Source organism: Idiomarina sp. ST20R2A10 (assembly GCF_051842345.1).
Taxonomy (GTDB): domain Bacteria; phylum Pseudomonadota; class Gammaproteobacteria; order Enterobacterales; family Alteromonadaceae; genus Idiomarina; species Idiomarina loihiensis.
Genome location: NZ_JBNIEY010000001.1, coordinates 817717 through 841834, shown reverse-complemented (window position 1 = coordinate 841834; position 24118 = coordinate 817717). Strand labels below are relative to the sequence as shown.

Annotated in this window: 22 protein-coding genes; 16 read left to right on the top strand and 6 right to left on the bottom strand. The window is 46.8% G+C overall.

What is annotated here, in order from left to right:
• Window positions 1–34 precede the first annotated feature (34 nt).
• The 3 genes from ACP7H9_RS04110 to ACP7H9_RS04100 are packed head-to-tail and all read right to left on the bottom strand — an operon-like array spanning window position 35 to window position 3770.
• Entirely contained in the window at window positions 35–1093 is a 1059-nt protein-coding gene (locus tag ACP7H9_RS04110; protein ID WP_011234312.1) for an ABC transporter ATP-binding protein, read from the bottom strand.
• Entirely contained in the window at window positions 1094–2722 is a 1629-nt protein-coding gene (locus ACP7H9_RS04105; protein ID WP_114981581.1) for an ABC transporter permease, read from the bottom strand.
• A 22-nt stretch (window positions 2723–2744) separates the two neighbouring features.
• Window positions 2745–3770, bottom strand: a complete 1026-nt coding sequence (locus ACP7H9_RS04100) for a Fe(3+) ABC transporter substrate-binding protein (protein ID WP_114981580.1) — start codon at window positions 3768–3770, stop codon at window positions 2745–2747.
• A 174-nt stretch (window positions 3771–3944) separates the two neighbouring features.
• On the opposite strand from ACP7H9_RS04100, the gene ACP7H9_RS04095 reads away from it, so the two are divergent.
• From ACP7H9_RS04095 to ACP7H9_RS04080, 4 genes are read left to right on the top strand one after another with little or no spacing between them, the layout of a single operon-like run.
• Window positions 3945–5774 (top strand): cation:proton antiporter, encoded by a 1830-nt coding sequence (locus ACP7H9_RS04095; protein ID WP_114981579.1) that lies wholly within the window; start codon window positions 3945–3947, stop codon window positions 5772–5774.
• The gene (locus ACP7H9_RS04090; protein WP_081423217.1) at window positions 5737–6990 is read left to right on the top strand and encodes a PqiA/YebS family transporter subunit; all 1254 of its coding nucleotides are present in this window, start codon (window positions 5737–5739) and stop codon (window positions 6988–6990) included. The genes ACP7H9_RS04095 and ACP7H9_RS04090 overlap by 38 nt, the downstream gene beginning before the upstream one ends.
• Window positions 6987–8627: an intermembrane transport protein PqiB gene (gene pqiB / locus ACP7H9_RS04085; protein WP_011234307.1), complete on the top strand. Its 1641-nt coding sequence runs from the start codon at window positions 6987–6989 to the stop codon at window positions 8625–8627. The genes ACP7H9_RS04090 and pqiB overlap by 4 nt, the downstream gene beginning before the upstream one ends.
• Complete coding sequence (locus ACP7H9_RS04080) at window positions 8620–9174, top strand: PqiC family protein (protein ID WP_011234306.1); 555 nt, start codon at window positions 8620–8622, stop codon at window positions 9172–9174. Before pqiB ends, ACP7H9_RS04080 begins: the two co-directional genes overlap by 8 nt.
• Here ACP7H9_RS04080 and ACP7H9_RS04075 read toward each other — a convergent pair.
• On the bottom strand, window positions 9171–10481 hold the full coding sequence (locus ACP7H9_RS04075; RefSeq protein ID WP_011234305.1) for a capsule assembly Wzi family protein: 1311 nt from the start codon (window positions 10479–10481) through the stop codon (window positions 9171–9173). The genes ACP7H9_RS04080 and ACP7H9_RS04075 overlap by 4 nt on opposite strands.
• Before the next feature lie 116 nt (window positions 10482–10597).
• Here ACP7H9_RS04075 and ACP7H9_RS04070 point away from each other — a divergent pair, with 116 nt between their 5' ends.
• From ACP7H9_RS04070 to ACP7H9_RS04015, 12 genes are all read left to right on the top strand, one after another.
• Window positions 10598–11074 carry a hypothetical protein gene (locus tag ACP7H9_RS04070; protein WP_011234304.1) on the top strand — a complete coding sequence of 159 codons (477 nt, stop codon included), beginning with the start codon at window positions 10598–10600 and terminating at the stop codon, window positions 11072–11074.
• A 116-nt stretch (window positions 11075–11190) separates the two neighbouring features.
• The gene (locus ACP7H9_RS04065; protein ID WP_011234303.1) at window positions 11191–11511 is read left to right on the top strand and encodes a BolA family protein; all 321 of its coding nucleotides are present in this window, start codon (window positions 11191–11193) and stop codon (window positions 11509–11511) included.
• Window positions 11512–11595: 84 nt separating this feature from the next.
• The gene (gene fabV, locus ACP7H9_RS04060; RefSeq protein WP_011234302.1) at window positions 11596–12774 is read left to right on the top strand and encodes an enoyl-ACP reductase FabV; all 1179 of its coding nucleotides are present in this window, start codon (window positions 11596–11598) and stop codon (window positions 12772–12774) included.
• Window positions 12775–12948: 174 nt separating this feature from the next.
• Window positions 12949–14289 carry a Na(+)-translocating NADH-quinone reductase subunit A gene (locus ACP7H9_RS04055; RefSeq protein ID WP_011234301.1) on the top strand — a complete coding sequence of 447 codons (1341 nt, stop codon included), beginning with the start codon at window positions 12949–12951 and terminating at the stop codon, window positions 14287–14289.
• Between the two features lie 2 nt (window positions 14290–14291).
• Window positions 14292–15494, top strand: coding sequence for an NADH:ubiquinone reductase (Na(+)-transporting) subunit B (locus tag ACP7H9_RS04050; protein WP_114981577.1), 1203 nt, complete (start codon window positions 14292–14294; stop codon window positions 15492–15494).
• Entirely contained in the window at window positions 15487–16263 is a 777-nt protein-coding gene (locus ACP7H9_RS04045; RefSeq protein ID WP_439222198.1) for a Na(+)-translocating NADH-quinone reductase subunit C, read from the top strand. The genes ACP7H9_RS04050 and ACP7H9_RS04045 overlap by 8 nt, the downstream gene beginning before the upstream one ends.
• The gene (locus tag ACP7H9_RS04040) at window positions 16256–16888 is read left to right on the top strand and encodes an NADH:ubiquinone reductase (Na(+)-transporting) subunit D (RefSeq protein WP_011234298.1); all 633 of its coding nucleotides are present in this window, start codon (window positions 16256–16258) and stop codon (window positions 16886–16888) included. The genes ACP7H9_RS04045 and ACP7H9_RS04040 overlap by 8 nt, the downstream gene beginning before the upstream one ends.
• 5 nt (window positions 16889–16893) lie before the next feature.
• Complete coding sequence (nqrE, locus tag ACP7H9_RS04035) at window positions 16894–17502, top strand: NADH:ubiquinone reductase (Na(+)-transporting) subunit E (protein WP_011234297.1); 609 nt, start codon at window positions 16894–16896, stop codon at window positions 17500–17502.
• Window positions 17503–17538: 36 nt separating this feature from the next.
• Window positions 17539–18765, top strand: coding sequence for an NADH:ubiquinone reductase (Na(+)-transporting) subunit F (gene nqrF, locus ACP7H9_RS04030; protein ID WP_011234296.1), 1227 nt, complete (start codon window positions 17539–17541; stop codon window positions 18763–18765).
• A 3-nt stretch (window positions 18766–18768) separates the two neighbouring features.
• Entirely contained in the window at window positions 18769–19797 is a 1029-nt protein-coding gene (locus ACP7H9_RS04025) for an FAD:protein FMN transferase (protein WP_439222197.1), read from the top strand.
• 11 nt (window positions 19798–19808) lie between these two features.
• Window positions 19809–20021 (top strand): (Na+)-NQR maturation NqrM, encoded by a 213-nt coding sequence (gene nqrM, locus ACP7H9_RS04020; protein ID WP_034819948.1) that lies wholly within the window; start codon window positions 19809–19811, stop codon window positions 20019–20021.
• A gap of 56 nt (window positions 20022–20077) precedes the next feature.
• Window positions 20078–22195 (top strand): aminotransferase class V-fold PLP-dependent enzyme, encoded by a 2118-nt coding sequence (locus ACP7H9_RS04015; protein WP_011234293.1) that lies wholly within the window; start codon window positions 20078–20080, stop codon window positions 22193–22195.
• 13 nt (window positions 22196–22208) lie between these two features.
• On the opposite strand, the gene ACP7H9_RS04010 is transcribed toward ACP7H9_RS04015, so the two are convergent.
• Together ACP7H9_RS04010 and ACP7H9_RS04005 are read right to left on the bottom strand one after the other, a co-directional pair.
• The gene (locus ACP7H9_RS04010) at window positions 22209–23279 is read right to left on the bottom strand and encodes a WD40/YVTN/BNR-like repeat-containing protein (protein WP_114981575.1); all 1071 of its coding nucleotides are present in this window, start codon (window positions 23277–23279) and stop codon (window positions 22209–22211) included.
• A gap of 81 nt (window positions 23280–23360) precedes the next feature.
• On the bottom strand, window positions 23361–24113 hold the full coding sequence (locus ACP7H9_RS04005; protein ID WP_114981574.1) for a YciK family oxidoreductase: 753 nt from the start codon (window positions 24111–24113) through the stop codon (window positions 23361–23363).
• Between the last annotated feature and the right edge of the window lie 5 nt (window positions 24114–24118).

Genomic DNA, 24118 nt, shown 5'->3' with positions numbered 1-24118 from the left:
GAGGCATTCAACTTGTCATTGTTTTACGGGCTAATTAGTCAGGCAATTCGCACAAAGACGAGTCGAATACCACTAAGTGATCAAAGTCGATATCAATCCCGATTTGTTCGCCTGTCTTTAACGGTTGATGCGAAGGACCTACAGCCAGCACGTGACTGGTGTCGGCCAGCTCCAGAGTATAGAGATAATGAGAACCACGAAAACCGCAGCCAACCACTATGGCCTGCATACTGCTATCGTTATTAATTAATACATCATCGGGGCGAACTAAAAAGTTAACACTCATGTCGGGTTTGTTGTGCAACTGAGAGTGCTCTATGATTCCAAATGCACAATGTAATTGATGTTCTCTTATTTCGCCATTGAGCAAAACGCCGCGGCCAATAAAGTCGGCGACCAGTTGATGCGTTGGTTGATGATAAAGGGCATAAGGCGTTTCCCACTGCAGTAGCTGACCTGAATACATGACGCCCGATTTATCTGCCATGGCAAAGGCTTCCTGCTGATCATGAGTAACCAGCAAGGCGGTAATACCTTCTTCTTTTAGCAATCGTCTTACGTCGTGAGCCAGAACTTCGCGTAGTTCGGCATCAAGACTGGAGAAGGGCTCATCAAGCAGCATCAGTTTAGGTTTCGGAGCCAGAGCACGGGCCAGAGCAATACGTTGTTGTTGCCCTCCGGATAGCTCGTGCGGGTAGCGATTTTGATAACCGTTAAGACCAATGCGGATGAGTAGCTCTTTAACTCGCTCTTCCTGCTGTTTTTTAGGTAAACGATTAATGCCAAAACGAATATTGTCGGCCACGGTTAAGTGCGGGAACAATGAAAAGTCCTGAAACATCATACCCACTTGTCTTTGCTCGGTTGGTATTTGCACCCGGCCGGATGAGACGGTTTTTCCATGCAGCTCAACCTGTCCACTGGAAACCGGAATAAAACCGGCTATAGCGCGCAGCAAAGTGGTTTTACCACAGCCGCTGGGGCCGAGCAGGCAGCCAATATCACCTGGCTCCAGAGACAAACTCAGTCTGTCTACGATGAGGTCACCGGAGAGCTGGATGCTGACTGCGTCAATCTTCAGTAATGTGCTCATTTACTCTCCTGTTTTCAGTGTTTTGCTGCGTAAGGCCCGGGACAGCATAATAACCGGAATTAACCCGACTGCGACAATCATCAATGCGGGTGGCCCGGCATCGGCTAAGCGTTCATCTGACGCCATTTCAAATGCGCGCACCGCCAGGGTGTTAAAGTCAAACGGACGTAACACCAGCGTGGCCGGTAGTTCTTTCATGACATCAACCAGTACTAAAATTAGCGCAGCCAGCAACGGGCTGCGGAGCAACGGCAAATGAACCCGCCATAAAATACGTTTACCGCTGGCGCCCAGAGTTCGCGCTGTATCGTCCATTTGCGGTGTAATTTGTTCCAGCCCCGAGTTAACGGTTTGCAATGACACGGATAAAAACCGAACGCTGTAGGCAAATAAAAGCGCGATAACGGTACCGGAAAATAATAGCCCGGGATTAAAGTCAAATATCCATTCACTAGTAGCGATAATTTGATTATCAAGCCAGGCTAAAGGTGACAACAACCCAACCGCTATAACAATACCGGGAATAGCGTAGCCCATGCCCGCCAGGCTGATAGCGGCCCGCAAGGGACGGGTAGGGTGGCTACGGCGACCATAAGCAAGCCATAACGCCAGAGCGACAGTGATTAATGCGGCTAATAAACCCAACCAAAGCGTGTTAAAGGTTAGCACCCAGAATTCGCTTTGCTGCCATATTTCAGACTTCTGAACCGACCACCAGAGGAGTTGTGTTGCCGGTATAATAAAACCAAGCACGACGGGTAGCCAGCAAACCAGCGAAGCCAGCGCCGCCCGCCAGCCGCTTAATGGCCGGCGTTGAGGAGGCTTGGTTGCAGAACGCTGCTGATAAAAACGAGCCCGGCGTCTTGAGTAACGCTCGACCATTATCAAAATAATGACAAATACCAGCAGTAAAGCCGATAGCTGCAGCGCTCCCTGCGCATCACCAATACCGTACCAGGTGCGGAAAATACCTGTGGTAAATACCGTGACTCCGAAGTATTCCATGGTGCCGTAATCGGCCAGAGTTTCCATTAACGCCAGAGTGACGCCGGTTGCTATAGCCGGACGCGCCAGTGGCAGAGCAACTTTCCAAAAACTTCTTAATGAGCTGGCACCCAGGGTTTTCGCACTTTCAAACGCGGTTGTCGATTGCTGCATGAAAGCGGAGCGGGTAATAAGGTAAACGTAGGGGTAAAGAACAATGCAGAGAACAAAAATAGCACCGTTCAGACTGCGTATTTGCGGAAACCAGTACTCACCTATATTGACGGAGAAAATGTCCCGGAGAAGGCCTTGCACAGGGCCTGCATAGTCGAGCAGGCCGGTATAGGTATAGGCCGTAATGTAGGCGGGCATTGCTAATGGAAGTAATAACGCCCAGCTTAGCCAGCGCCAGCCAGGAAAGTCGTATTGACTAATACACCAGGCAGTACTTACCCCAAGCAAAGTGACACCGGTACCGACAGCGAATAATAAGATCACTGAATGACCGATGTATTCCGGTATCACGGTTTGCCAAAGATGTTGCAGAGTGTCCCATTGAGGGTTCAGTAACGACAAAGCTACCACAATGAGTGGTAGCCCTATCAAGACCGCGACGGCAAACAGCAACAGCGTGCCACGGTTCATTTATGCATCTCCTGGTAGCAAATTAACGCCAGCCGGCACGGTTCATTAAGCGCACGGCGTCGCCGTTATTTTCACCCAGAATATCCATTTCAATGTCATCCTGCTTAAAGTCACCCCATTGCTGGAGTGTTTCACTCCACTCAACGCCTTCGCGAACCGGGTATTCATAGTTTGCCTGAGCATACCATTTTTGTGACTCTTCAGAGACCAGGAACTCGATTAGCTTTTGAGCCTCGTCAACGTTTTTAGCGTGTTTGGTGATACCTATACCAGAAACGTTCACATGGGCACCTTGTTTGTCCTGAGCTGGCCAGAATATTTTCACTTTTTCGGCCGCTGCACGCTCTTCTGCGTCATCGGAGTTCAGCATATGGCCAAAGTAGTAGGTATTAGCAACTGCGATATCGCAAACGCCAAAGGCAACGCCTTTAATTTGGTCACGGTCACCACCAACCGGTTTACGGGCAAAGTTTGCGACAAAGTTTTCTGCCCATTCTTCCGTTTTTTCTGCGCCGTGGTGTTCAATTAGCGCAGCAACTAACGACTGATTATACAGGTTATTGGAAGAGCGAATGCAGATACGGTCGTTCCACTTATCATCCGCCAGGCTTAAATAAGATTCCAGTTCGTCCGGGTTAACGCGCTCTGGCGAGTAAAAAATTGGGCGGGCGCGTAAACTTAATCCGAACCAAAGGTTGTCGGTAGAGCGAAAATGCGAAGGAACGGCTGAATTAATTTCGTCAGAGCTTACCGGTTGGAATGCGTCAGCTTGAACAGCGCGGTGCAAAGCTCCTGCGTCAACGGTTAAGAATAAATCTGCCGGGGTATTTTTGCCTTCGGAGTTAAGCCGGGCAAGTAGCGCGTCGGCTTTACCGGTTAGTAAATTAACTTCGATGCCCGTTTCTTCGGTAAATTTTTCCAGAACGGGTTTGATCAGCGCTTCTTTTCGGGCTGAGTAAATATTAACTTCAGCGGCGGCGCTAGTGAAGGACACCAGTGTCGCAGAAGTCGCAGCAAATATTGCCAGTAGTGAATGAAACTTACGCATTTCAGATGACTCCTTAACGAACTATCTTGAGAGAAACGCGATGATTATATCAAACAAAGCGAATAATGATAGCCATTCTCATTTAAAAAAATAGTCATCTAAATTCGTTATTTGAGGGTAGTCAGAGTGTTAGCTTCTGCTATTCTAAAACGACTTACTTTCAGCGGAGAAATTATGTCTGACTTATCGATGCTTGCCCTGATTGGCGTATTGTCCATTAGTTGTCAGTGGTTAGCGTGGCGTATTAAGCTGCCGGCAATACTGCCGTTGTTAATTTGTGGCTTACTGCTAGGGCCCACTCTGGGGTTACTTGAACCAGACTCGCTATTTGAGGATTTACTCTTTCCTTTTGTCTCATTAGCGGTGGCGGTTATTTTATTTGAAGGCAGCCTGACCCTGAAATTTGAAGAAATTCGTGGTCATGGTCGCATGGTAACCAACCTGGTTAGCATCGGCATGCTGGTAACCTTTGTTGTTATCGCCATACTAACGCATTTTATTATGGGCTATGGCTGGGAAATTTCAGCCTTGTTCGGAGCCCTTGTTGTGGTCACAGGGCCGACCGTTATCCAGCCCATGATACGGTCTATCCGGCCGATTAATAAGTTAGCGAATATTTTGCGCTGGGAAGGCATTATTATTGATCCGCTGGGTGCCTTGCTCGCGGTATTGGTATACGAGTTTATTATTGCCAGCCAGGACGTTGCTTTCCTGCACGCTTTGCAGGCCTTTGCAACTACTATCGCTTTGGGCTTTGCTCTGGGTTGGGGCGCAGCGCGCTTGCTTGGCCTGGCTCTGGGGCGAGGCTGGTTTCCGCATTACTTACAGAACGTTGCTACCTTAACCATAGTGCTGGGTGTTTTCGCGTTATCTAATGCGATTCAGCATGAGTCTGGCTTATTGACCGTTACGGTTATGGGCATGGTTATGGCTAATACCCGTAACCTTAATATGGAAGAAATACTGGAGTTTAAAGAAACCCTCAGTGTGCTTCTTATTTCCGCGCTTTTCATTATTCTGGCCGCCCGACTGGATTTTTCAGAGTTTGATGCGCTGGGGATACCCGCGGTTATTCTAATTGCCATTATTTTGTTTGCCGTGCGCCCTTTGGCTGTGTGGTTGTCTGCGATAGGAACAGAATTAAGATTTAAAGATAAGGTTTTATTATCCTGGATAGCGCCCCGCGGTATTGTTGCGGCGGCAGTTTCTGCATTATTTGCGTTAAAAATGGAAGAATCTGGCTGGACCGAAGCCGCGGCGGTTGTTCCACTGGTTTTTCTGGTGATAATGACCACCGTTGTATTGCAGAGTTTAACCGCGAAACCATTAGCCAGAATGCTTGGGCTGCTGGAACCACAAGCCAAAGGCTTCTTAATTTTCGGTGCTAACCAAATGGCGCGGGCCGTTGCAAAAAGCATACAGGAAAGCGGCATCCCCGTTCGTCTGGCTGATACTAACTGGGAAAACATCAAGTTAGCGCGGATGGATAATTTACCGGTGTATTTTGGTAATCCGGCATCTGAGCACGCCGCTAACAACATTGACCTAACTGGCCTTGGTCAACTGTTAGTTATGTCACCTTACAAACAGCTGAACCCCTTAGTGTCGATGTATTATCAGGACTGGTTTGGTTCCAGAAAAGTGCATGGCCTGAACGGTGGTGAGCAGGACTACCGGGCCAGCCACCAGTTGACTGAAAACTACCGCAAAACATTAAACTTGTTTGGCGACAGCGTAACTTATTCAAAACTTGCCAGCCTGCATTTTAAAGGCGCTAAAATTAAGTCGACACCTATTACCGACAGTTTTAGTTTTGCAGACTATCAGCAGAAGTATGGAACTCGTGCCTTGCCGATGTTTGCATTGGACGATGCCGAAAAACTCCATATCTTTACCACCGAAAGGGAATTGATACCGCAGCCGGGTTGGACGGTAATAGCCATGATTTCAGCGGAGCCTGAAGAAAATGACGTCGAGCAGGATAACGCAGAACGAAAAGAATGATGTTGTCGGCTGCCCTCAATGCGACTGGGTAAGCCGACGAGTCGTTCTTTCGGCGAATGAACGAGCTGAATGCCCACGTTGTGGGTACATTCTGGAGCATGGTAAGAAAGCAAAGCATTTTACTTTGGTGGCAATAGCCACCTCGGCTCTGGTCATGCTTTTAGCCAGTCTATCGGTCGACTTTATTCGTTATTCTGCGGCCGGTGTTGAACAGTCAATGACCCTACTGGACACTGCGTGGCAGCTTTCTTATTTTCACGAAAAAGTATTGGCTGTGTTAGTTCTTTTAACGGTTATTCTCATTCCGTTTATTTACCTGGTGAGCCTGATTTGGGTTTACAGTCATGCTAAAAACGCAGCACGAAACCGAAGTAGTCTATATTTACTGCGCTTAACCGAACATCTAAAACCCTGGTTAATGACCGACGTTTTCCTGCTTGGCACTTTGGTGGCGTTGGTTAAGATCTCCAGCCTGGCAGATATTCGCTTACTGGAGGGCTTCTGGAGCTTTAGCGCCTTTGTTGTGCTGTTACTTTTCGTTTATGAGCGGGTGAAACAGACACCCGTTTGGCGGCATTTGATTAAAACGCCACAGTCAGCACCTGACGGTCAACCCGGAATGACAGCATTTGAACAAGGGTTACAGACTTGCCCGGTATGTTATGCACTGAATTCTCAGAACGCTGATACTTGTTACCAATGCACAGAGCCACAGAAAACATCCTGGTGGCGTAGGCCAGGCACAACGGTCGCGTTAATTACTGCCGGCGCTATTATGTTAATTCCGGCGCATTGGTTACCGGTTATGGAAACCGTCCGATTTGGTAGCGACCAACCGTCAACCATAATTGGCGGAGTAACGGAGTTATGGCAAAGTGGGGATAAACCAATAGCGGCTATTGTTTTTGTCGCCAGTCTGGTTATACCTGTGGCTAAAGTACTGGTGCTGATAACTTTGCTAATATTAGCTCGCTGGCAAACCCCGCAAACGGTTCGCCACCGTCTTATTTTATTCAAACTGACGGACTGGATAGGGCGCTGGTCAATGATCGATATTTTTGTTGTTGCGATACTGGTAGCTTTGGTTCGTAGTGGTTCCGTTATGTCGGTTTACCCGGGCAGTGCTGCGGTTTCATTCGCGGCAGCTGTGGTTCTTACTATGCTTGCAGCGATGAGTTTTGATACACGCTTATTCTGGCGAGAGGCAGATAAATGACAGAGAGTTCAACGACTAAGGTCCGCAAATTTTCCGGCATATCACCGGTCTGGATTGTACCGCTGCTGGCTCTTGCTGTGGCGCTTTGGATGGTTTGGCAGGATACGCGCGGAACCGGGCCCACTATTACTGTGGCGGTAGGGGACGCGGAAGGCATCGAAGCCGGAAAAACTCAGGTGAAAGTTCGTAACGTAGACGTCGGACAGGTTACTGAAGTGCGCCTGTCGGAAGACTTTTCTTCGGCTGTTATAGAAGTGGCGATGAACGAAGGCACCGAGCGAATGTTAAACCCGGAGACCCGAATTTGGGTAGTAAAACCCAGAATTGGACGACAGGGAATTAGCGGGTTGGGAACTTTACTATCAGGTGCTTATATTCGTTTGCAGCCAGGAGACTCTAAGGAGCAGCAGTCGCATTTTAAAGCACTGGAACAGCCACCTGTTACTTCTCAGGAAACTCCAGGGCGCCGGTTAAATTTGACCAGCGAGGGGCAAACCAGCGTAACAGTAGGTGACTCAGTGCAATATCAAGGTTTCACCGTTGGTCAGGTAGAGCAGTCGGAGTTTCAGGTCGATGAACGACAAACTCGATATCAAATTTTTGTAAAGGCTCCTTATGATGAGCTTATTACCGAAAATACGCGGTTCTGGTTGCAGCGGGGCGTTTCTATTCAGTGGAATTCTCAGGGACTGGACTTGGCTTTGGGCTCCATCGAGTCCCTATTGGGAGCCAGTGTGACTTTTGGTGTTCCTGAAGGACAGCCACGGGGGGATAAGCTTACCAGTGAACAGGAGTTTGAGCTGTTTGAAAGTCTGGAGGAAGCAAAACAGCAAGGCTATATTCACGGTATTGATTACGTTGTTTTACTGGATGAGTCTATTGCGGGTCTTGAAAAAGGAGCTCCTGTTCAATTTAAAGGGGTGCGTGTTGGTACGGTAAGAGAGGTGCCGCTGCGTTGGTTCCCGGAAAACGGTGATGAAGCTCCTTTAAAACGTATTCCCATTCTTATTCGCTTTGAACCTGAGCGCCTAAGAGGGTTGGTGGCCGATACCGATATTGAAAACTGGGAAAGACGTTTGCCAGAATTATTTAAGCAGGGTTTAAGAGCGAATATCCGAGCCTCTAACTTGTTAACCAATACCTTATTTGTCGATGTTCGCTTTTATCCGAACGCTGGTGAGAAAAGTGGCGACGATATATTTGCCGGATACCCGGTTATGCCGGCAATGGCTAGTGACTTCACTCGACTGGAAGAAAAGTTAACGGCGCTATTGGATAAGTTCAATCAGTTGCCACTGGAGCAGGGACTTAATGACTTTTCGGCAGCGATGAGTTCGGTCGACAGTACGGCCAGGAAGCTTGATAGTGTGTCGGAAAGTTTGGCGGCTATTGTTGAGCAACCACAAATGAAGCAATTGCCTCAGTTATTGCAGCAAAATCTTATTCAGCTGAAAGAGCTTACCGGCAGTTTTAATGAAGGTTCCCCGACACGACAGCAGCTGAATCAAACGTTAACTGAAATTGAGCAGCTCTCACGTGAGTTAAAACCGGTAATTGAGTTGTTACAGGAACAGCCGAACTCGCTTATTTTTAGCCCATCTATAGAGCCCGATCCGGAGCCGAAAGCTTATGAATAGCAGATATTCTTTTCCAAAAATACTCAAGCCGTTTGTTACTGGTGCAGCAATTGCGTTGCTCGCCGGGTGTTCCTCTAACTCATATGAGATAACGCAATATCGACTTCCACATTTGAGTGAGTCCGCGGAAGCCTTGTGTCATGCGGATAAGCGTCCTGTATTTGTGGGTGATTCAGCGGCGAAACCCGGGTTGCAGCTACAGCAGGATGAAACCCGCTGGCATAGTGCCCGGCAGCACCGTTGGAGTACGCCTCTGGCGCATCAACTTCAGCGTAGTGTTCAGCGCCTTTTGCTGGCTGACAATTGTGAAGGCAAGCTAACGGTTTGGGTTGACGATTTTTATGGAAGTAATGACTCACGGGCCGTTGTTGCGGGTCACTGGGAGTATAAAAGTCAGGATAGCCAGACGGTGTTGAAAGGAACCTTTACTGAAAGCACGCCGTTGAAAAGTGACGGCTATCCTGCGTTAGTCAATGCTCTGGATGAAGCCTGGCTTAATGTTATGGACACCATCAGCCTGGGAGTAGGGCAGAAGCTGGCGCGTTAAAAGCGCCATTCTCCACTCAATTGAACGCCCACTTCGCCGTCGTAATTGCTGCCGTCAAGGTATTGCAGAGAGAGTTTAACTAACCCCGAAAAAGCAGGTTCAGTGCGCCGCAGTAAAGCCCGTGACAGAGTGTCATCGTCTTTTTCTTTACTATGACTGACCAGCGCCGTCCAGGCAGAACCGTCGGCTGAAAACTGGCGATAGCTGGCAGATACAGTCTGACTCTCACGGGGGAAAGGCGAGCCGGGATTACGCTGGTGGTTCAGAAAGTATTGTCTTTGATTTTCGTCCAGCGAATAAAAGTCGTGTTCTTCTCCGCCGTCTAACTGACTGTATTCAACCGTGAAGCTATGACGACGTTCTTTAGAGCCTGTCATCCATTGTGCGCCCAGGGTATATACCGGTTTGTCGTCGGTTTCCAGTTTTCGGTCAATACCCAGTTCTGCGTAAGCTGAAAACTGATGAGTCCCCCAGTCGAAACCGGTTCTGGCATCGGCGGTCAACATCCGGTTGTCGGGGCGGTTGTCGCCGCTCTGCTCAATGGCGCTAATGCCGAACCATAAATGTTGAAATAACTGACTGGAGAAGCGGATGCCGTTAACCCGGTAATGGTCGCTGTATCCGTCGTCCTGATAGGCGCTGAATAAACTGATTTTGAATGGATTCATTCCGGCTGGTGGATAATCAGGAGCGTAATCGATTCGAATTTTAGGCATAGGGCGTGCATTGTTAGAAAACAGCAAGCTGCTGTGCTCTGCCGGCCCCCAACGCAGTGGCAGTGAGTCCAGACTGAAGCTCCAGTCATTCAGGTTGTAAGCTAAGTAACTGCCATCCAGAGTCTTTTTGTGATCACCTTCAAAGGGGTCCTGACGATAGTTTACCTGAATTCTTGCCGCCCAGTTTGTACCGTGCATACTGCGACTTAGGCTAATTTTGCCTTCCTCATAGGTGTCGTCGCCGTAATCCTGAACTACCTGCTCGCTATCCGTTGCACCGATATACCATCGTGTTTTAGGCCCATTCTGAGCTTGTGATAATTGATGACGCACATGGCGTAATGCTAATTGCTGGGTTGGGCTCAAACCTTTTAATTCAAGCGCATCCAACTCCGGCAGTAAGCTTTTCCAGGTTATTGGAAATTGCTGAATGGGTGTTTTGATAAGCCCTGATTCAGCTAATACAATCAAGCTGTTCCGCAATTCCGCATCATTTGCTTCAATCCATACGGAGCTAAGCGCAGAAGGGGTCATGAGTAAGCTAAGACCACCAGCAATAAGTGTGTTACGAAAAAATGAGATGGATGACATGAAACTGATTTGAATCCCTATGACAAATTACGTTCTATACTGCCAGAAATTTTAACACTAAGACAACGGTTTATCTGCGCTTTTCAGTTATAATATCCAGCCTTGGAGGTTTCCTTATGGCTTTTAAAAATTTTTTGGTGGCAGGGTTATTCCTCGCCGTTCTTAGTGGCTGCGGGCAGGAAGGTACAACCGATTTGCACAGTGCTGAAGTCAAAGCTCTGGACGAACAGTTACTGCCTAATAATAACTGGCAACTGAGCCGGGCAACGATTGAGCTTAGTTTTTGCCGTAACCGCATTAATGAGGCTTTGCTGGCATCGGAAGCCGAACTCAGAGGCTGGCGCCTATCGGGGGAAAGTACGGCGTTTCCGCCGCACAGAAGCGAGGGCATAAATGCTTTATCAAAGCTTTTCAAACAAACCGATGTTTTACTCTGGCAGGCAGAAGGAAATGTCAGTGCACAACGCTATCATTTGGTTAAACCAGCAAAGGCTTCTAAAGGCGAAGTGGTTGATGCCGTTTTTCCTGCTGTCGTCAGCTTATCCGCCATTGATGAAGTGTGTCATGCAGCAGTCGATGACTCTGAATATTGAGCAAACTTTATTCTCCGAAAATTCGTAGAGTTAGCAAGTTTTTGAAAAAAATTTCTGCGATTCAGTATAAGTAAACTAAACTGAAGATTAGAGGCGAACGCAGAGGGGGAGTCGTTATGTCTATTGGGCTAGATATTGAAAATAAATTGCGGGAAGCGTTTACTCCAGTACATCTGGAAGTAGCGGATGAAAGTCATATGCATTCAGGCGGAGCTAATGCTGAATCTCACTTTAAAGTGGTCTTAGTGACCCCTAAGTTCAGTGGAGAGAGACTTATTAACCGTCACCGTGCGGTTAATAAAATTTTAGCGGATGAACTAATGAATCATATCCATGCACTGGCGTTACACACCTATACCCAAGGTGAGTGGGAGCAATTGGGAGAGTCCAGACGTTCACCGAACTGTCTGGGTGGGTCGAAAATAGCGGCAAATTAAGAAAAATTACGCATGTCTGATGTGTTCCTGTGGTTTGATTGGTTACAATAGCCAAAATAATGCGAACAACAGGGATACATCAATATGATCATTAAGCCAAAAATTCGCGGTTTTATCTGCACCAATTCTCATCCAGTGGGTTGTGCCGAAAACGTCAAACGTCAAATCGAATTTGTCCGTAATAAACCTGCCATCACCAATGGCCCTAAGAATGTTCTCGTCATAGGTTGCTCCACAGGTTACGGACTTGCCTCAAGAATTACTGCTGCCTTTGGCAGCGAAGCTCATACTCTCGGTGTTTGTTTTGAGAAAGAGCCTACGGAAAAGAAAACAGCGACAGCTGGTTGGTATAATACTGCCGCTTTTCATCAAGAAGCGAACAAAGCTGGTTTGGCTTTCCATTCAATTAATGGCGATGCATTTTCTGATGAAATTAAACAGGAAAGTATCGACTACATCAAACAAAACATGGGAAAAATTGACCTCGTTGTTTACAGCCTGGCATCACCTAAACGTAAAGACCCCGATAGCGGCGAAGTCTACAGTTCAGTGTTAAAGCCAATAGGCAAACAATACACAACTAAAACCTACAATACGGACAAAGATCAGGTACACGAAGTGACACTTGATCCGGCTACTGATGAAGATATTGCCAATACGGTAAAAGTCATGGGCGGTGAAGACTGGGAGCGCTGGGTTAAAGCTCTGCATAATGCAGGCGTGCTGGCCGAAAACTGTCAAACCACTGCTTATACCTACATAGGTAAAAAACTGACATTGCCAATTTATGGTCATGCAACCATTGGTCGTGCAAAAGAAGATCTTGACCGTGCGGCATCAGAACTTGTCGCCGAGTGCGATGATCTTAATCTGAAAGCTTACGTTTCTTCATTAAAGGCGTTGGTAACACAAGCTAGTTCGGCAATTCCTGTTATGCCTCTTTATATTTCATTAATTTATAAAGTCATGAAAGAAGAAGGCACGCACGAAGGTTGCATCGAACAGATTTATCGCCTGTTTACCGAAGGTTTATATAATAGTAACCCTGAGCTTGACGAAGCAGGTCGACTGCACATGGACGGTTACGAAACTAACGATAAGACTCAAGCGAAAATAGAAGCCCTTTGGGAGCAAGTCACTCAGGACAACTTCCATCAGCTTGCCGATTACGAAGGGTATCATCAGGAGTTCCTGCATTTATTCGGTTTTGGCTTCGATAATGTCGATTATGACGCGGATATTGATCCAAAAGTAAACTGGTAAGCGTTGTGGGAAAAATGCTAAAATCCCAACGATAAGTGTGGAAAATGTTTCAGGTTGCCGATGACAAGCCCCCTGAAGGCGGTTGTTTGTGTCGGTAACTATTTGATTATTCAGGTTTCCAGTCCTGGTGGCTGGTTGTGATGAATCTTCCCTTAACGAGTAGTGCAAACGCATATGATTACGATCAAGAAAGGGCTGGACATCCCTATAAAAGGGGCGCCCCAGCAAGAACTATCCGACGGTAAGGCTGTGACGACAGTTGCTACCCTAGGTGAAGAATACGTGGGTATGCGCCCAACCATGCACGTGAAAGAAGGTGACCAGGTTAAGAAAGGTCAGCTGATTTTCGAGGATAAGAAAAACCCTGGTGTCAAGTACACAGCCCCTGGTGCTGGTGTAGTAAAAGACATCCTGCGTGGTGAGCGTCGAGTGTTGCAGGCGGTTGTTATTGAGCTGAAAGGTGACGAGCAAGTTACTTTTGACAAATTTGACAGCGACAAGCTTAACTCATTAGGTCGTGAGAAAGTTCAGGACATTCTGGTTGAGTCTGGTCAATGGACAGCTCTTCGTACCCGTCCTTATAGTAAGTCTCCGGCATTAGATGCAGAAGCCAGCGCGATTTTTGTTAACGCGATGGATTCTAACCCATTAGCTGGTGACCCAACTTTATTTATAAATGAACAGAAACAAGCTTTCATTGATGGTCTGAAGGTTCTTTCTAACCTGACCGAAGGTAAGTTGTTTGTTTGTAAAGAGGGTAATGCTGAAGTGGATACTGGTGACGCAGATGTCACGCTGGAGTCATTTTCAGGCCCTCACCCATCAGGTTTGGTTGGTACTCATATACACTTCCTTCAGCCTGCTAGCATCAAACGCCCGGTATGGCACATAGGTTATCAGGACGTTATAGCTTACGGTAAGTTATTCACTACAGGTGAAATCTTTACTGACCGCGTTGTCTCCGTTGCCGGAGAAGGTGTGAAAGAACCTCGTCTACTGCGTACTCGCTTAGGTGCTAACTTGCATGAGTTAACGGATGGTGAGCTAAGTGGTGATAATCAACGTATTATCTCAGGGTCAGTCCTGCATGGTCACACTGCGGATGACGAGCATGCCTGGTTAGGTCGTTTTCACAATCAGGTTAGTGTTATTCCGGAAGGCAATTATAAAGAGTTTTTGGGCTGGATACGGCCGGGCTCTGACTTGCACTCAGTAACACGTGCTTATGCCGGACACTTTAATCCGAAGAAGTTATTCAGCATGACAACGTCACTGAATGGTTCTTCACGTTCAATGGTTCCAATTGGTAACTACGAACGCGTAATGCCTTTGGACATTCTGCCAACGTTACTGCTACGTGACTTGTTGTCAGGGGATACTGATGAAGGTCAGCAACTAGGTTGTCTGGAACTGGACGAGGAAGACCTCGCATTGTGCACTTATGTTTGCCCCGGGAAGTACGAATATGGCCCGGTGCTGCGTGACTGTCTCACTAAGATTGAGAAAGAAGGCTAACCATGAGCTTGAAAGACACACTCGAGCGTATTGAACCGCAATTTGAAGAAGGCGGTAAATACGAGAAGTGGTACGCGCTTTACGAAGCCGTAGCCACTATTTTGTACACACCAGGTACTGTGACTAAGTCGGCTACGCATGTTCGTGACCGTATCGATCTTAAGCGCATTATGATTCTGGTGTGGATGATGACGTTCCCGGCAATGTTCTGGGGTATGTACAACGTTGGTAACCAGGCTGCTTTGGCTTTGGCTGACGGTTATGCGCTTTCTGACGTCTGGCAGGTTGGGTTATTCCACTTGTTCGGCGGCGAGTTAGGCGCTAGTGCTGGATGGGGCACGAAACTTTGGTATGGTGCCTGTTTCTACGTACCTATTTATGCGGTTACCTTTATTGTTGGTGGTTTCTGGGAAGTGTTGTTTGCGTCTATTCGTAAGCACGAAGTTAACGAAGGCTTCTTTGTTACTTCGGTTTTATTCTCCCTGATTTTACCGGCGACAACACCATTGTGGCAGGTTGCTTTAGGTATCACTTTCGGTGTCGTTATTGGTAAGGAAATTTTTGGCGGTACTGGCCGCAACTTCCTTAACCCGGCACTAACCGGTCGCGCATTCTTATACTTCGCTTATCCTGCCAGCATGTCAGGTGATTCCATCTGGACTGCCGTCGATGGCTTTTCTGGTGCAACAAACCTAGGTAAAGCGGCTCTGGGTGAAATGGATTATGGGAATACTCAGCTTTGGTGGGACGCCTTCCTTGGTAACATCCAGGGATCAGTAGGCGAAGTCTCAACCTTACTGATTTTGATTGGCGGCTTAGCGTTAATTTATTTCCGTATTGCCTCCTGGCGTATCGTTCTGGGTGTCTTTGCTGGTATGGTTCTGTTCTCCGGACTACTTAACCTTGTTGGTAGCGAGACCAATCCAATGTTCGCAATGCCTTGGTACTGGCACTTAGTATTAGGTGGTTTTGCCTTTGCAATGATGTTTATGGCTACCGACCCGGTATCAGCGTCCTTTACCAATAAAGGGAAGTTTGCGTACGGCTTGTTAATTGGTTTTATGACGGTCATGATTCGTGTCATTAACCCGGCATTCCCGGAAGGCATCATGTTGGCCATCTTATTTGCTAACGTATTTGCACCGTTATTTGACCACTTTGTAGCACAGGCAAATATCAAACGGAGGTTAGCGCGCAATGGCTAAGAAAAATGAAAGTTTAGGCAAGACCGTTGGTGTCGTGCTAGCGCTTTGCCTGGTTTGCTCAATTGTTGTTTCTGGCGCTGCTATTGGTTTGAAACCAATGCAGGAAAAGAATGCGGCACTTGATATGCAGAAGAACGTTTTGGATGCTGCCGGTATTCTGGAAGCCGATACCGACGTTGTTGAAACTTACAAGCAACGCATCGATACCATGGTTGTCAGCCTTGAAGATTTAACCGTTAAGGAAGACATTGACCCGACATCTTTTAGCAACCGCAAAGCAGCGAGTGACCCTGAAAGAAGTAAAAAACTTGAGAAAAAGAACGACCCTGCTGGTTTAGGTACCCGCGAAAATTTAACACAGATTTATCTTGTTAAAGATGAAAGCGGCGAAACAACAGGTCTTGTTCTTCATGTTCGTGGCCAGGGGCTATGGGGAACCATGTACGGCTTGCTGGCGTTAGAAGGCGACTTTGACACTGTTAAAGGCGTTAACTTCTACGAGCACTCTGAAACCCCCGGGCTTGGTGGTGAAATCACGAACCCAACCTGGATCAAAACTTGGCAAGGTAAAGAAGTTTACGGCGAGGACGGTAACGTCCAGTTTGAAGTGGTAAAAGGCGGCGCCAAAGGCGAGCACGAAGTTGATGCGCTTTCTGGTGCAACTTTGACCAGTAATGGTGTTGAATACCTGGTTCAATTCTGGATGGGCGAAAATGGTTACGGTCCATTACTCAAGAAACTTCGTGAGGGAGAGTTGAACAATGGCTAATGTAAAAGAAATGAAGTCCGTATTATTCGGACCGATATTCGCCAACAACCCCATCGCACTGCAGATTCTTGGTATCTGTTCTGCATTGGCTGTAACGTCGAAAATGAGCAACACCTTGGTTATGTGTATTGCACTAACTGCGGTTGTCGCGTGCTCTAACTTATTTATTTCGATTATCCGGAATCATATTCCGTCAAGCGTACGTATTATTGTCCAAATGACAATTATTGCGAGCTTGGTTATTGTCGTTGACCAGATACTAAAAGCTTACGCTTACTCAATTTCTAAAGAGTTGTCAGTGTTCGTTGGCTTAATCATTACTAACTGTATCGTTATGGGGCGCGCAGAAGCTTACGCTATGAAGAGCACTCCGTTTATGTCCTTCCTGGACGGACTGGGTAACGGTTTAGGTTACTCAGTGGTGCTGTTGGTTGTTGGCTTCATTCGTGAACTCTTTGGTTCAGGCAGCTTGTTTGATGTACAGATTTTACCTCTGGCATCACAAGGTGGTTGGTTCGAGCCGGTTGGCTTGTTACTGATGCCACCTAGTGCCTTCTTCATCATTGGCGGGTTTATCTGGGTACTGCGTACCTTCCGCACTGAACAAGTTGAACCTAAGGAGTAATGGTCATGGAAAACTATATCAACCTGTTCATCCGCGCGGTTTTCATTGAAAACCTGGCATTGTCCTTCTTCTTAGGTATGTGTACGTTTTTGGCTGTATCTAAGAAAGTAAAAACAGCATTTGGTCTGGGTGTCGCGGTTATTGTTGTATTGGGTATTTCGGTACCGGTTAACAACTTAATTTACCACAACATTCTGGCCCCAGGTGCTCTGGAATGGGCTGGCTTCCCGGATGCGGATCTAAGTTTCCTGAAGTTTCTGACCTTTATAGGTGTTATTGCCGCTATTGTGCAGATATTGGAAATGGCATTGGATAAATATGTACCTGCACTTTACAACGCACTGGGTATTTTCCTGCCACTCATTACCGTTAACTGCGCTATTTTTGGTGGCGTAGCTTTCATGGTCGAGCGTGATTACAATTTTGGCGAATCCGTTGTTTTCGGAATTGGTAGTGGTGTTGGCTGGGCTTTAGCTATTGTTGCTTTGGCTGCAGTGCGCGAAAAACTGAAATATGCAGATGTACCTGATGGCCTGCGTGGCTTAGGTATCACATTTATTTCAGTGGGTCTGATTGGTTTGGGCTTTATGTCGTTCTCCGGCGTATCCTTATAACCAGTGTGTTGAATCGGTAAAAAAAGGTACGAATCGATGCAAGAGATATATCTCGGTGTAGGGATGTTTACCATCATCGTACTGGTTTTGGTTGCGATTATTATGTTCGCAAAATCAAAGCTGGTACCTCAGGGTGATGTGGAAATCCTGATTAATGACGACGAAGACAAAAAAATCGTGACCCAGCCAGGCACTAAACTTCTGGGCGCGCTGGCTAATGCCGGTATTTTCGTCTCGTCAGCTTGTGGTGGTGGTGGTTCATGTGGCCAGTGTCGTGTCACAGTTAAAGAGGGTGGCGGTGACATACTGCCGACTGAACTTGACCACATTACTAAACGTGAAGCTCGTGAAGGCTGTCGTCTTTCCTGTCAGGTAAACGTTAAACAGGACATGGAAATTGAATTACCAGAAGAAGTTTTTGGTATTCGTAAGTGGGACTGTACGGTTAAGTCGAACGATAACGTAGCAACCTTCATTAAAGAGTTTATTGTTCAGTTACCGGAAGGCGAAGAAGTGCCTTTCCGTGCAGGTGGTTTCATTCAGATTGAAGCTCCACCGCATCACGTTAAATACAAAGACTTTGATATTTCTGAAGAATATCACGGAGATTGGGATCGTTTCGGTTTCTTTGATGTTGAGTCTAAAGTTGACGAAGAAGTTGTGCGTGCGTATTCAATGGCTAACTATCCGGAAGAGAAAGGCATTATTATGCTGAACGTCCGTATAGCGACGCCGCCACCTAACGACTTAAGCTTGCCTGCAGGTAAAATGTCATCGTACATTTTCAGTCTGAAGCCAGGCGACAAAGTCACAATTTCAGGTCCATTTGGTGAATTCTTTGCCAAAGACACTGACGCTGAAATGGTCTTTATTGGTGGTGGTGCTGGTATGGCACCAATGCGTTCTCATTTGTTTGATCAGATGCGTCGTATAAAAACTGATCGTAAGGTTTCGTTCTGGTACGGTGCCCGCTCTAAAAAAGAAATGTTCTATGTTGAAGATTTCGACATGCTGGCCGAAGAGAACGAAAATTTTGACTGGCACGTGGCATTGTCTGATCCACAGCCTGAAGACAATTGGGAAGGTGATACTGGCTTTATTCATAACGTTCTTTATGAGCGTTATCTTAAAGACCACGACGCACCAGAAGATTGTGAGTTCTACATGTGTGGACCACCGGTCATGAACGCAGCAGTTATCAACTTGTTGAAAGACTTAGGCGTTGAAGACGAAAATATCATGTTGGATGACTTTGGTGGTTAATTCATGATGCTATCGAAACTGTCGATTGCTAAAATTTGGCTAGCCCTTCTGGGGCTGGCCTTTTTAGTTTCTTGTTCTGATGCACCTGAGAAAATATCCTTTAGCGGTAAGACTATGGGAACCACCTATAGTGTCACTGTCTACTCTAAGGATCCCAGACACAACAAAGAAGAGATTCAGAAGAAAGTTGATATAGTGCTCAAAAGAGTTAATGCACAAATGTCGACTTATGATCCAGAGTCTGAACTCTCCCAGTTTAATCAGTTTAAAAGTACCCAACCTATGGTTATTAGCCGTGACCTTGAACGGGTAGTTAATCGTGGTCTCGAAATTGCTGAGGAAACGGAAGGTGCTCTGGATATAACCGTTGGTCCTCTGGTGAATCTTTGGGGCTTTGGTCCTCAGGCAAGACCAGAAAAAGAACCGTCTGAAGAAGAGTTGAATGCGGTTCGGGAAAAAACGGGCTATCAGAAACTACGTGTAGAAAATCATCAATTGATTAAGGATAACCCTGATCTATACGTCGATCTGTCTACTATAGCCAAAGGCTTCGGCGTCGACAGAGTTGCTCACTTATTGGATCAGTTGCGTATAAAGCAGTACCTGGTGGAAATTGGCGGTGAGGTTATTGCAAAAGGCGGCAAACCGGATGAAGCATTATGGCGCCTGGCGATAGAAAAACCGGTTTCAACGGAACGTGCGGTGCAACATGTTGTCCAATTTAAAGACGGCGCTTTGGCGACATCGGGTGATTATCGTAATTACTATGAAGAAGGTGGTAAACGATATTCGCATATTATTAACCCGGTAACCGGTGCTCCTGTGCAGCATAACTTGGTTTCTACTTCAGTTTATGCCGAGGACACAATGTCTGCCGACGCTTATGCAACTGCTTTATTTGTAATGGGGACGGAAAGAGCAAAGTCCTTCGCAAAAAGACACAATATGGCAGTTATGCTCATTTATAAAACCGAAAACGGTTTTGAAGAGTATATGAGTGATGCATTTAAGCCGTTGTTGGCCGAGCAGTAGTAGGAGTTTTAATGCAAACCTTTATAATGGTATTCGCCTTATTTATTATCGTTGTGCTGGCGATGGCCGTTGGCTATATTGTACAGCGCAAGACAATTTCCGGTAGCTGTGGGGGAATTGGCGCTCTGGGCATGGAAAAAGCCTGTGACTGTGATGAACCATGTGACAAGCGAAAAGACAGGATGAAAAAGGAACAAGCCTGGAAAGAAAACCAGATTCATTGACCCTTTTAGTCATAAAGGTTATAAACATATAACTTTTAGTTAATTTGGAGGGTGGCATGAAACCAGTAGATATTCAGACAAACGCAAACGAACTTTATCTGGACTGTAATGCTACCACTCCGGTACTTCCCGAAATTATCCAGGCTGTTTCGCATACGATGGAAACGGTTTTTGGTAATCCTTCAAGTAGCCATATTACGGGTTTAAAAGCTCGCTATATTCTGGATACCACGCGTCAGTTAGCTCGTAAAATTGTTGGTTTGCCTTCAGGGCGGCTTATTTTTACCAGTGGCGCGACAGAAGGCATTCAGACGGCCGTGGTTTCTGCAATTAATGCAGCTATGCAGGTTGCTCCCGATAAGCGAAAAAAATACCTGCTGTATGGTGCGACGGAACACAAAGCCGTGCCCCAAGCTTTAGCTCACTGGAACCAGTTACTTGGGCTGAAGGCAGAGCTTGTGGCCATTCCGGTTGATAAACAAGGCCTGTTGGATAACCAGTTTATTGCTGAGCATGTCAAAGATGCTGCCATGATATGCACTATGGCTGTTAACAACGAAACCGGTGTTATTCAGAACTTAAAACAACTGGAAGAAACGATACGTCAGCATAGCCCGGATGTACCCTGGATGGTTGATTGCGTTCAGGTATTAGGGAAAAAAGCTCTTAATTTAGATGAAACAACCATTGATTACGCTCCGTTTAGTGGTCATAAGCTTTATGGCCCCAAAGGTATCGGGTTTATGGCGGTTCGGGATTCAGCACCTTATACCCCTTTAATTATTGGTGGAGGGCAGGAGTCAGGCCTGCGTTCCGGAACCGAAAACTTACCCGGAATAGCAGCATTAAATGCATTATTTGAATTGATGCTGGATGGCAGTAACCGTCGCTTTCATAGTGAAGCTAAATTACAGGATTATCGATCTCAGTTGGTTGGAGCCCTGCGGTCAGCTTTCCCCTCTATTGTATTTAATCATGATTTTGAGCTGTCGGTTCCTACGACGCTGAACTTCTCCGTAGAAGGAGTTGCCTCGCGCGATATTATGGATGTTTTTGACGCCTGTCAGATAAGAGTGAGTTCAGGCTCTGCATGCAGTTCTAAGGTAACAAAAAGCTTTGTTTTAGACGCTATGGGGCTGGAAGAGTGGCGCAGCGGTTCCGCTATTCGATTATCTTTTGGTCCGGCAACGCGACAAGAGGAAATTACTGAGGCTTGTGTACGTATAAAACAAGCTGCTGACGCATTAAGAAATTCCTGTCTAATTGTTGCGGACACGAATAACGATAACGACGCTCAGTTAGATGGTGTTGTGCAACTGAAGTACGATGATCATTGCTGTTACCTGGTGATAGATAAGCAAGCTAAAGAAATAGCCGTTATCGATCCTCATCCGGCTTTGGCTGGCAGAATTGAAAATATTGTCAGCTGCCAGCACTATCGAGTGAAAGCTGTGGTATCGACATCAGCTGATTCAATTACCAGCCAGTCCATCGAGTTGTTATTGCCAATACTTATGCCTGACCAGTCTATAGACGAGTATGATGTATTTGGCTGGCCGCATTCTGCGGCCGATTCGTGCGACGCGGTTCCGGTTGAGTGCGAAGGCAGCGTCATTGGCTGTGTGAGTATTGGTGAGCGGCGTTTATTTCGAGTCGGTAGCCGTAATCCGGTTTATGTATTAAGTGAATCAGCCACACTGAAAAGTCGGGTTGCATCAGACTTTTTATTTACGGGGGCTGAGGCAGCATCAAGCGCTTATGAGTGTTTTATCGGAGAGAATACGCTTATTTGCCCTGGACAGGATTCGGAGCACCATATTGTTTACACTCCTTGTGAATTAAACGGCGACTGTCGTGTTGATGATGGCGTTAATATTCCGGTCGGAGATACTGACGAATTCTGGCATCGCGATGATTTGTTAATTGTTGATGTGCGAGAGCGGCAGGAGCACGTGTTGTCCGATATTCCCTGTAATGCAGAGGTGGTTAATGTACCATTGACTGAAGTCATTCAGTTTATACACAGTAACTCACACTTGCGAGAACGCGATATTATTTGCTTATGTCGCTCGGGCAACAGAAGCCAGGTTGTCGCTAACGTGCTTAAGCGGCACGGATTTAATAGCCGTCACTTATTAGGTGGGCTGGCTTTATTAAGTTCTCCAGCCGCTTAATGTACGTGAACTGTTAGAGCTTAGGGCGCTGTTGCGGCGCCTGCCATTGCAAACGGCCAACGTAGCCGTCTTTACCAACCAGCCAGCAACTGATATCCCCATGACACTGAATATTCCAGATGTTGGCATCAGAGAGCTTAAACCATTTCTTAGTTTGTAGGTTAAGTGCCGCCGCGCCCTGGGGGTTAGACGTTAGTAACCAGGAACCGTTGTGATCGATAAGGCTCAAGCTATAAAGAGCGCCTTTAATTGGTGGCCCGGGCAAGGCTTCAAATTCGTTATTTTGATAATGCCATAAACGATTTTCATCGCCAGAAGCATCATTTAAGTCACCACCAGCAATATAAAAGGTTTTATCGTCAATAGGCCACACACTGGTAATGCCCGCCATAGGGCCTGCTTCCATTGGTGTTTCTACCACACGAAAGCGAATGCCAAACGAGCCTTTAATTAATACTCGAGCTTTATCAGCATTACCCGTTGCAATCATCCAGTTGTCGTTATTAAAGCGGGCACAGCTGCCACTTGAGGCGAAACCACCTTCATTAGATTGAGGCGGCTCGGCGACCGCGCTGCGAACTTGCATCCAGTTGCGACCATCGGCACTGCGTACCATCCGCCATTCATCTCCAACACTGTCGCCATGTACCCAGGCTTCGCCGCTAGGAGAAAGTGCCATGCAGTTGAAGAAGCTGTCCGCTTCGCCGCGATAACGCAGACGCCAACTGTTACCACCATTCTCAGTATAGTAAATACGTGACTGACCTCCTGTACCAACACTTAATGCATAGGCGCGGCGGTCATCAATAGCTTCAATATCGCGAAAATCCAGATCATTAGGTCCGGGTTGAAAATACTCCCAGCTTTTCCCTGAATCTGTGGTTCTGGCTACGGTTCCTTTCTCACCGGAGATCCAAATAGTATCGCGACTAACAGGACTTACCCCCACCCATTGTTGCTGGCGGACGTTATCAAAAATTTCGATTTCCGGAGGCTCAGCAACTGCTGACAAACTGAACAATGCGCTGAAAGGCAAAGCGAGCCTAAGTATATTAACGGCTCGCTGCTGTAGCTTCGATGTCATAGACGTAACCTAATTAATTATGCATGTTATTGAGTGTAACACGTTTCCTTTTTACCGATACGTCAGTTCGAAGCTGCCGGTTTACTGGGCGTCGAAACACAATCCATTATCAGAAATGCTGTCGTCACTCATCAGATACAAATAAGTCGGCATCAGATCTTTTGGTGTTTTAAGTGACTTCGCGTCTTCTGCCGGATACGCTTTTGCACGCATCGCTGTGCGGGTCGCGCCGGGGTTAATGACGTTGGTGCGTAATTTGGTATCTTCATACTCGTCGGCAATAACCTGAGCCATACCTTCTGTAGCAAATTTACTGACAGAATATGGTCCCCAGAATGCCCGGCCTTTTCTTCCTACGCCGGAAGACGTGAAAACTAAGGAGGCATTCGGAGACTTTTCCATTACCGGAATCAGTGCCTGAGTCATGGCAAACTGACCCGTTACGTTAACCTGCATAATGTCGTCCCAGCTGTCTTTCTCAATGTGCGTAAAAGGGGACAGAATGCCAAGCAACCCAGCGTTATGCAGTACGCCGTCAAGTTTACCGAACTGATCGGCAATGGTCGCTGCCATATCGCGGTAATGATTTTCTGTCGCGCCTTTAATATCTAGCGGAATAATTGCCGGTTGTGGGCTTCCCTGAGCGATAATTTCGTCATAGACCGACTCCAGCTTGCTGACCGTACGCCCCAGTAAAATAACTGTAGCACCATGTTCCGCGTAGCTCAGAGCGGCTTGACGACCAATTCCGTCGCCTGCACCAGTAACTAAAATAACCTTATTTTTCAATAATTCAGGGCTTGCCTGATAATCATGTACGGTTTTAATTTCCATAACAG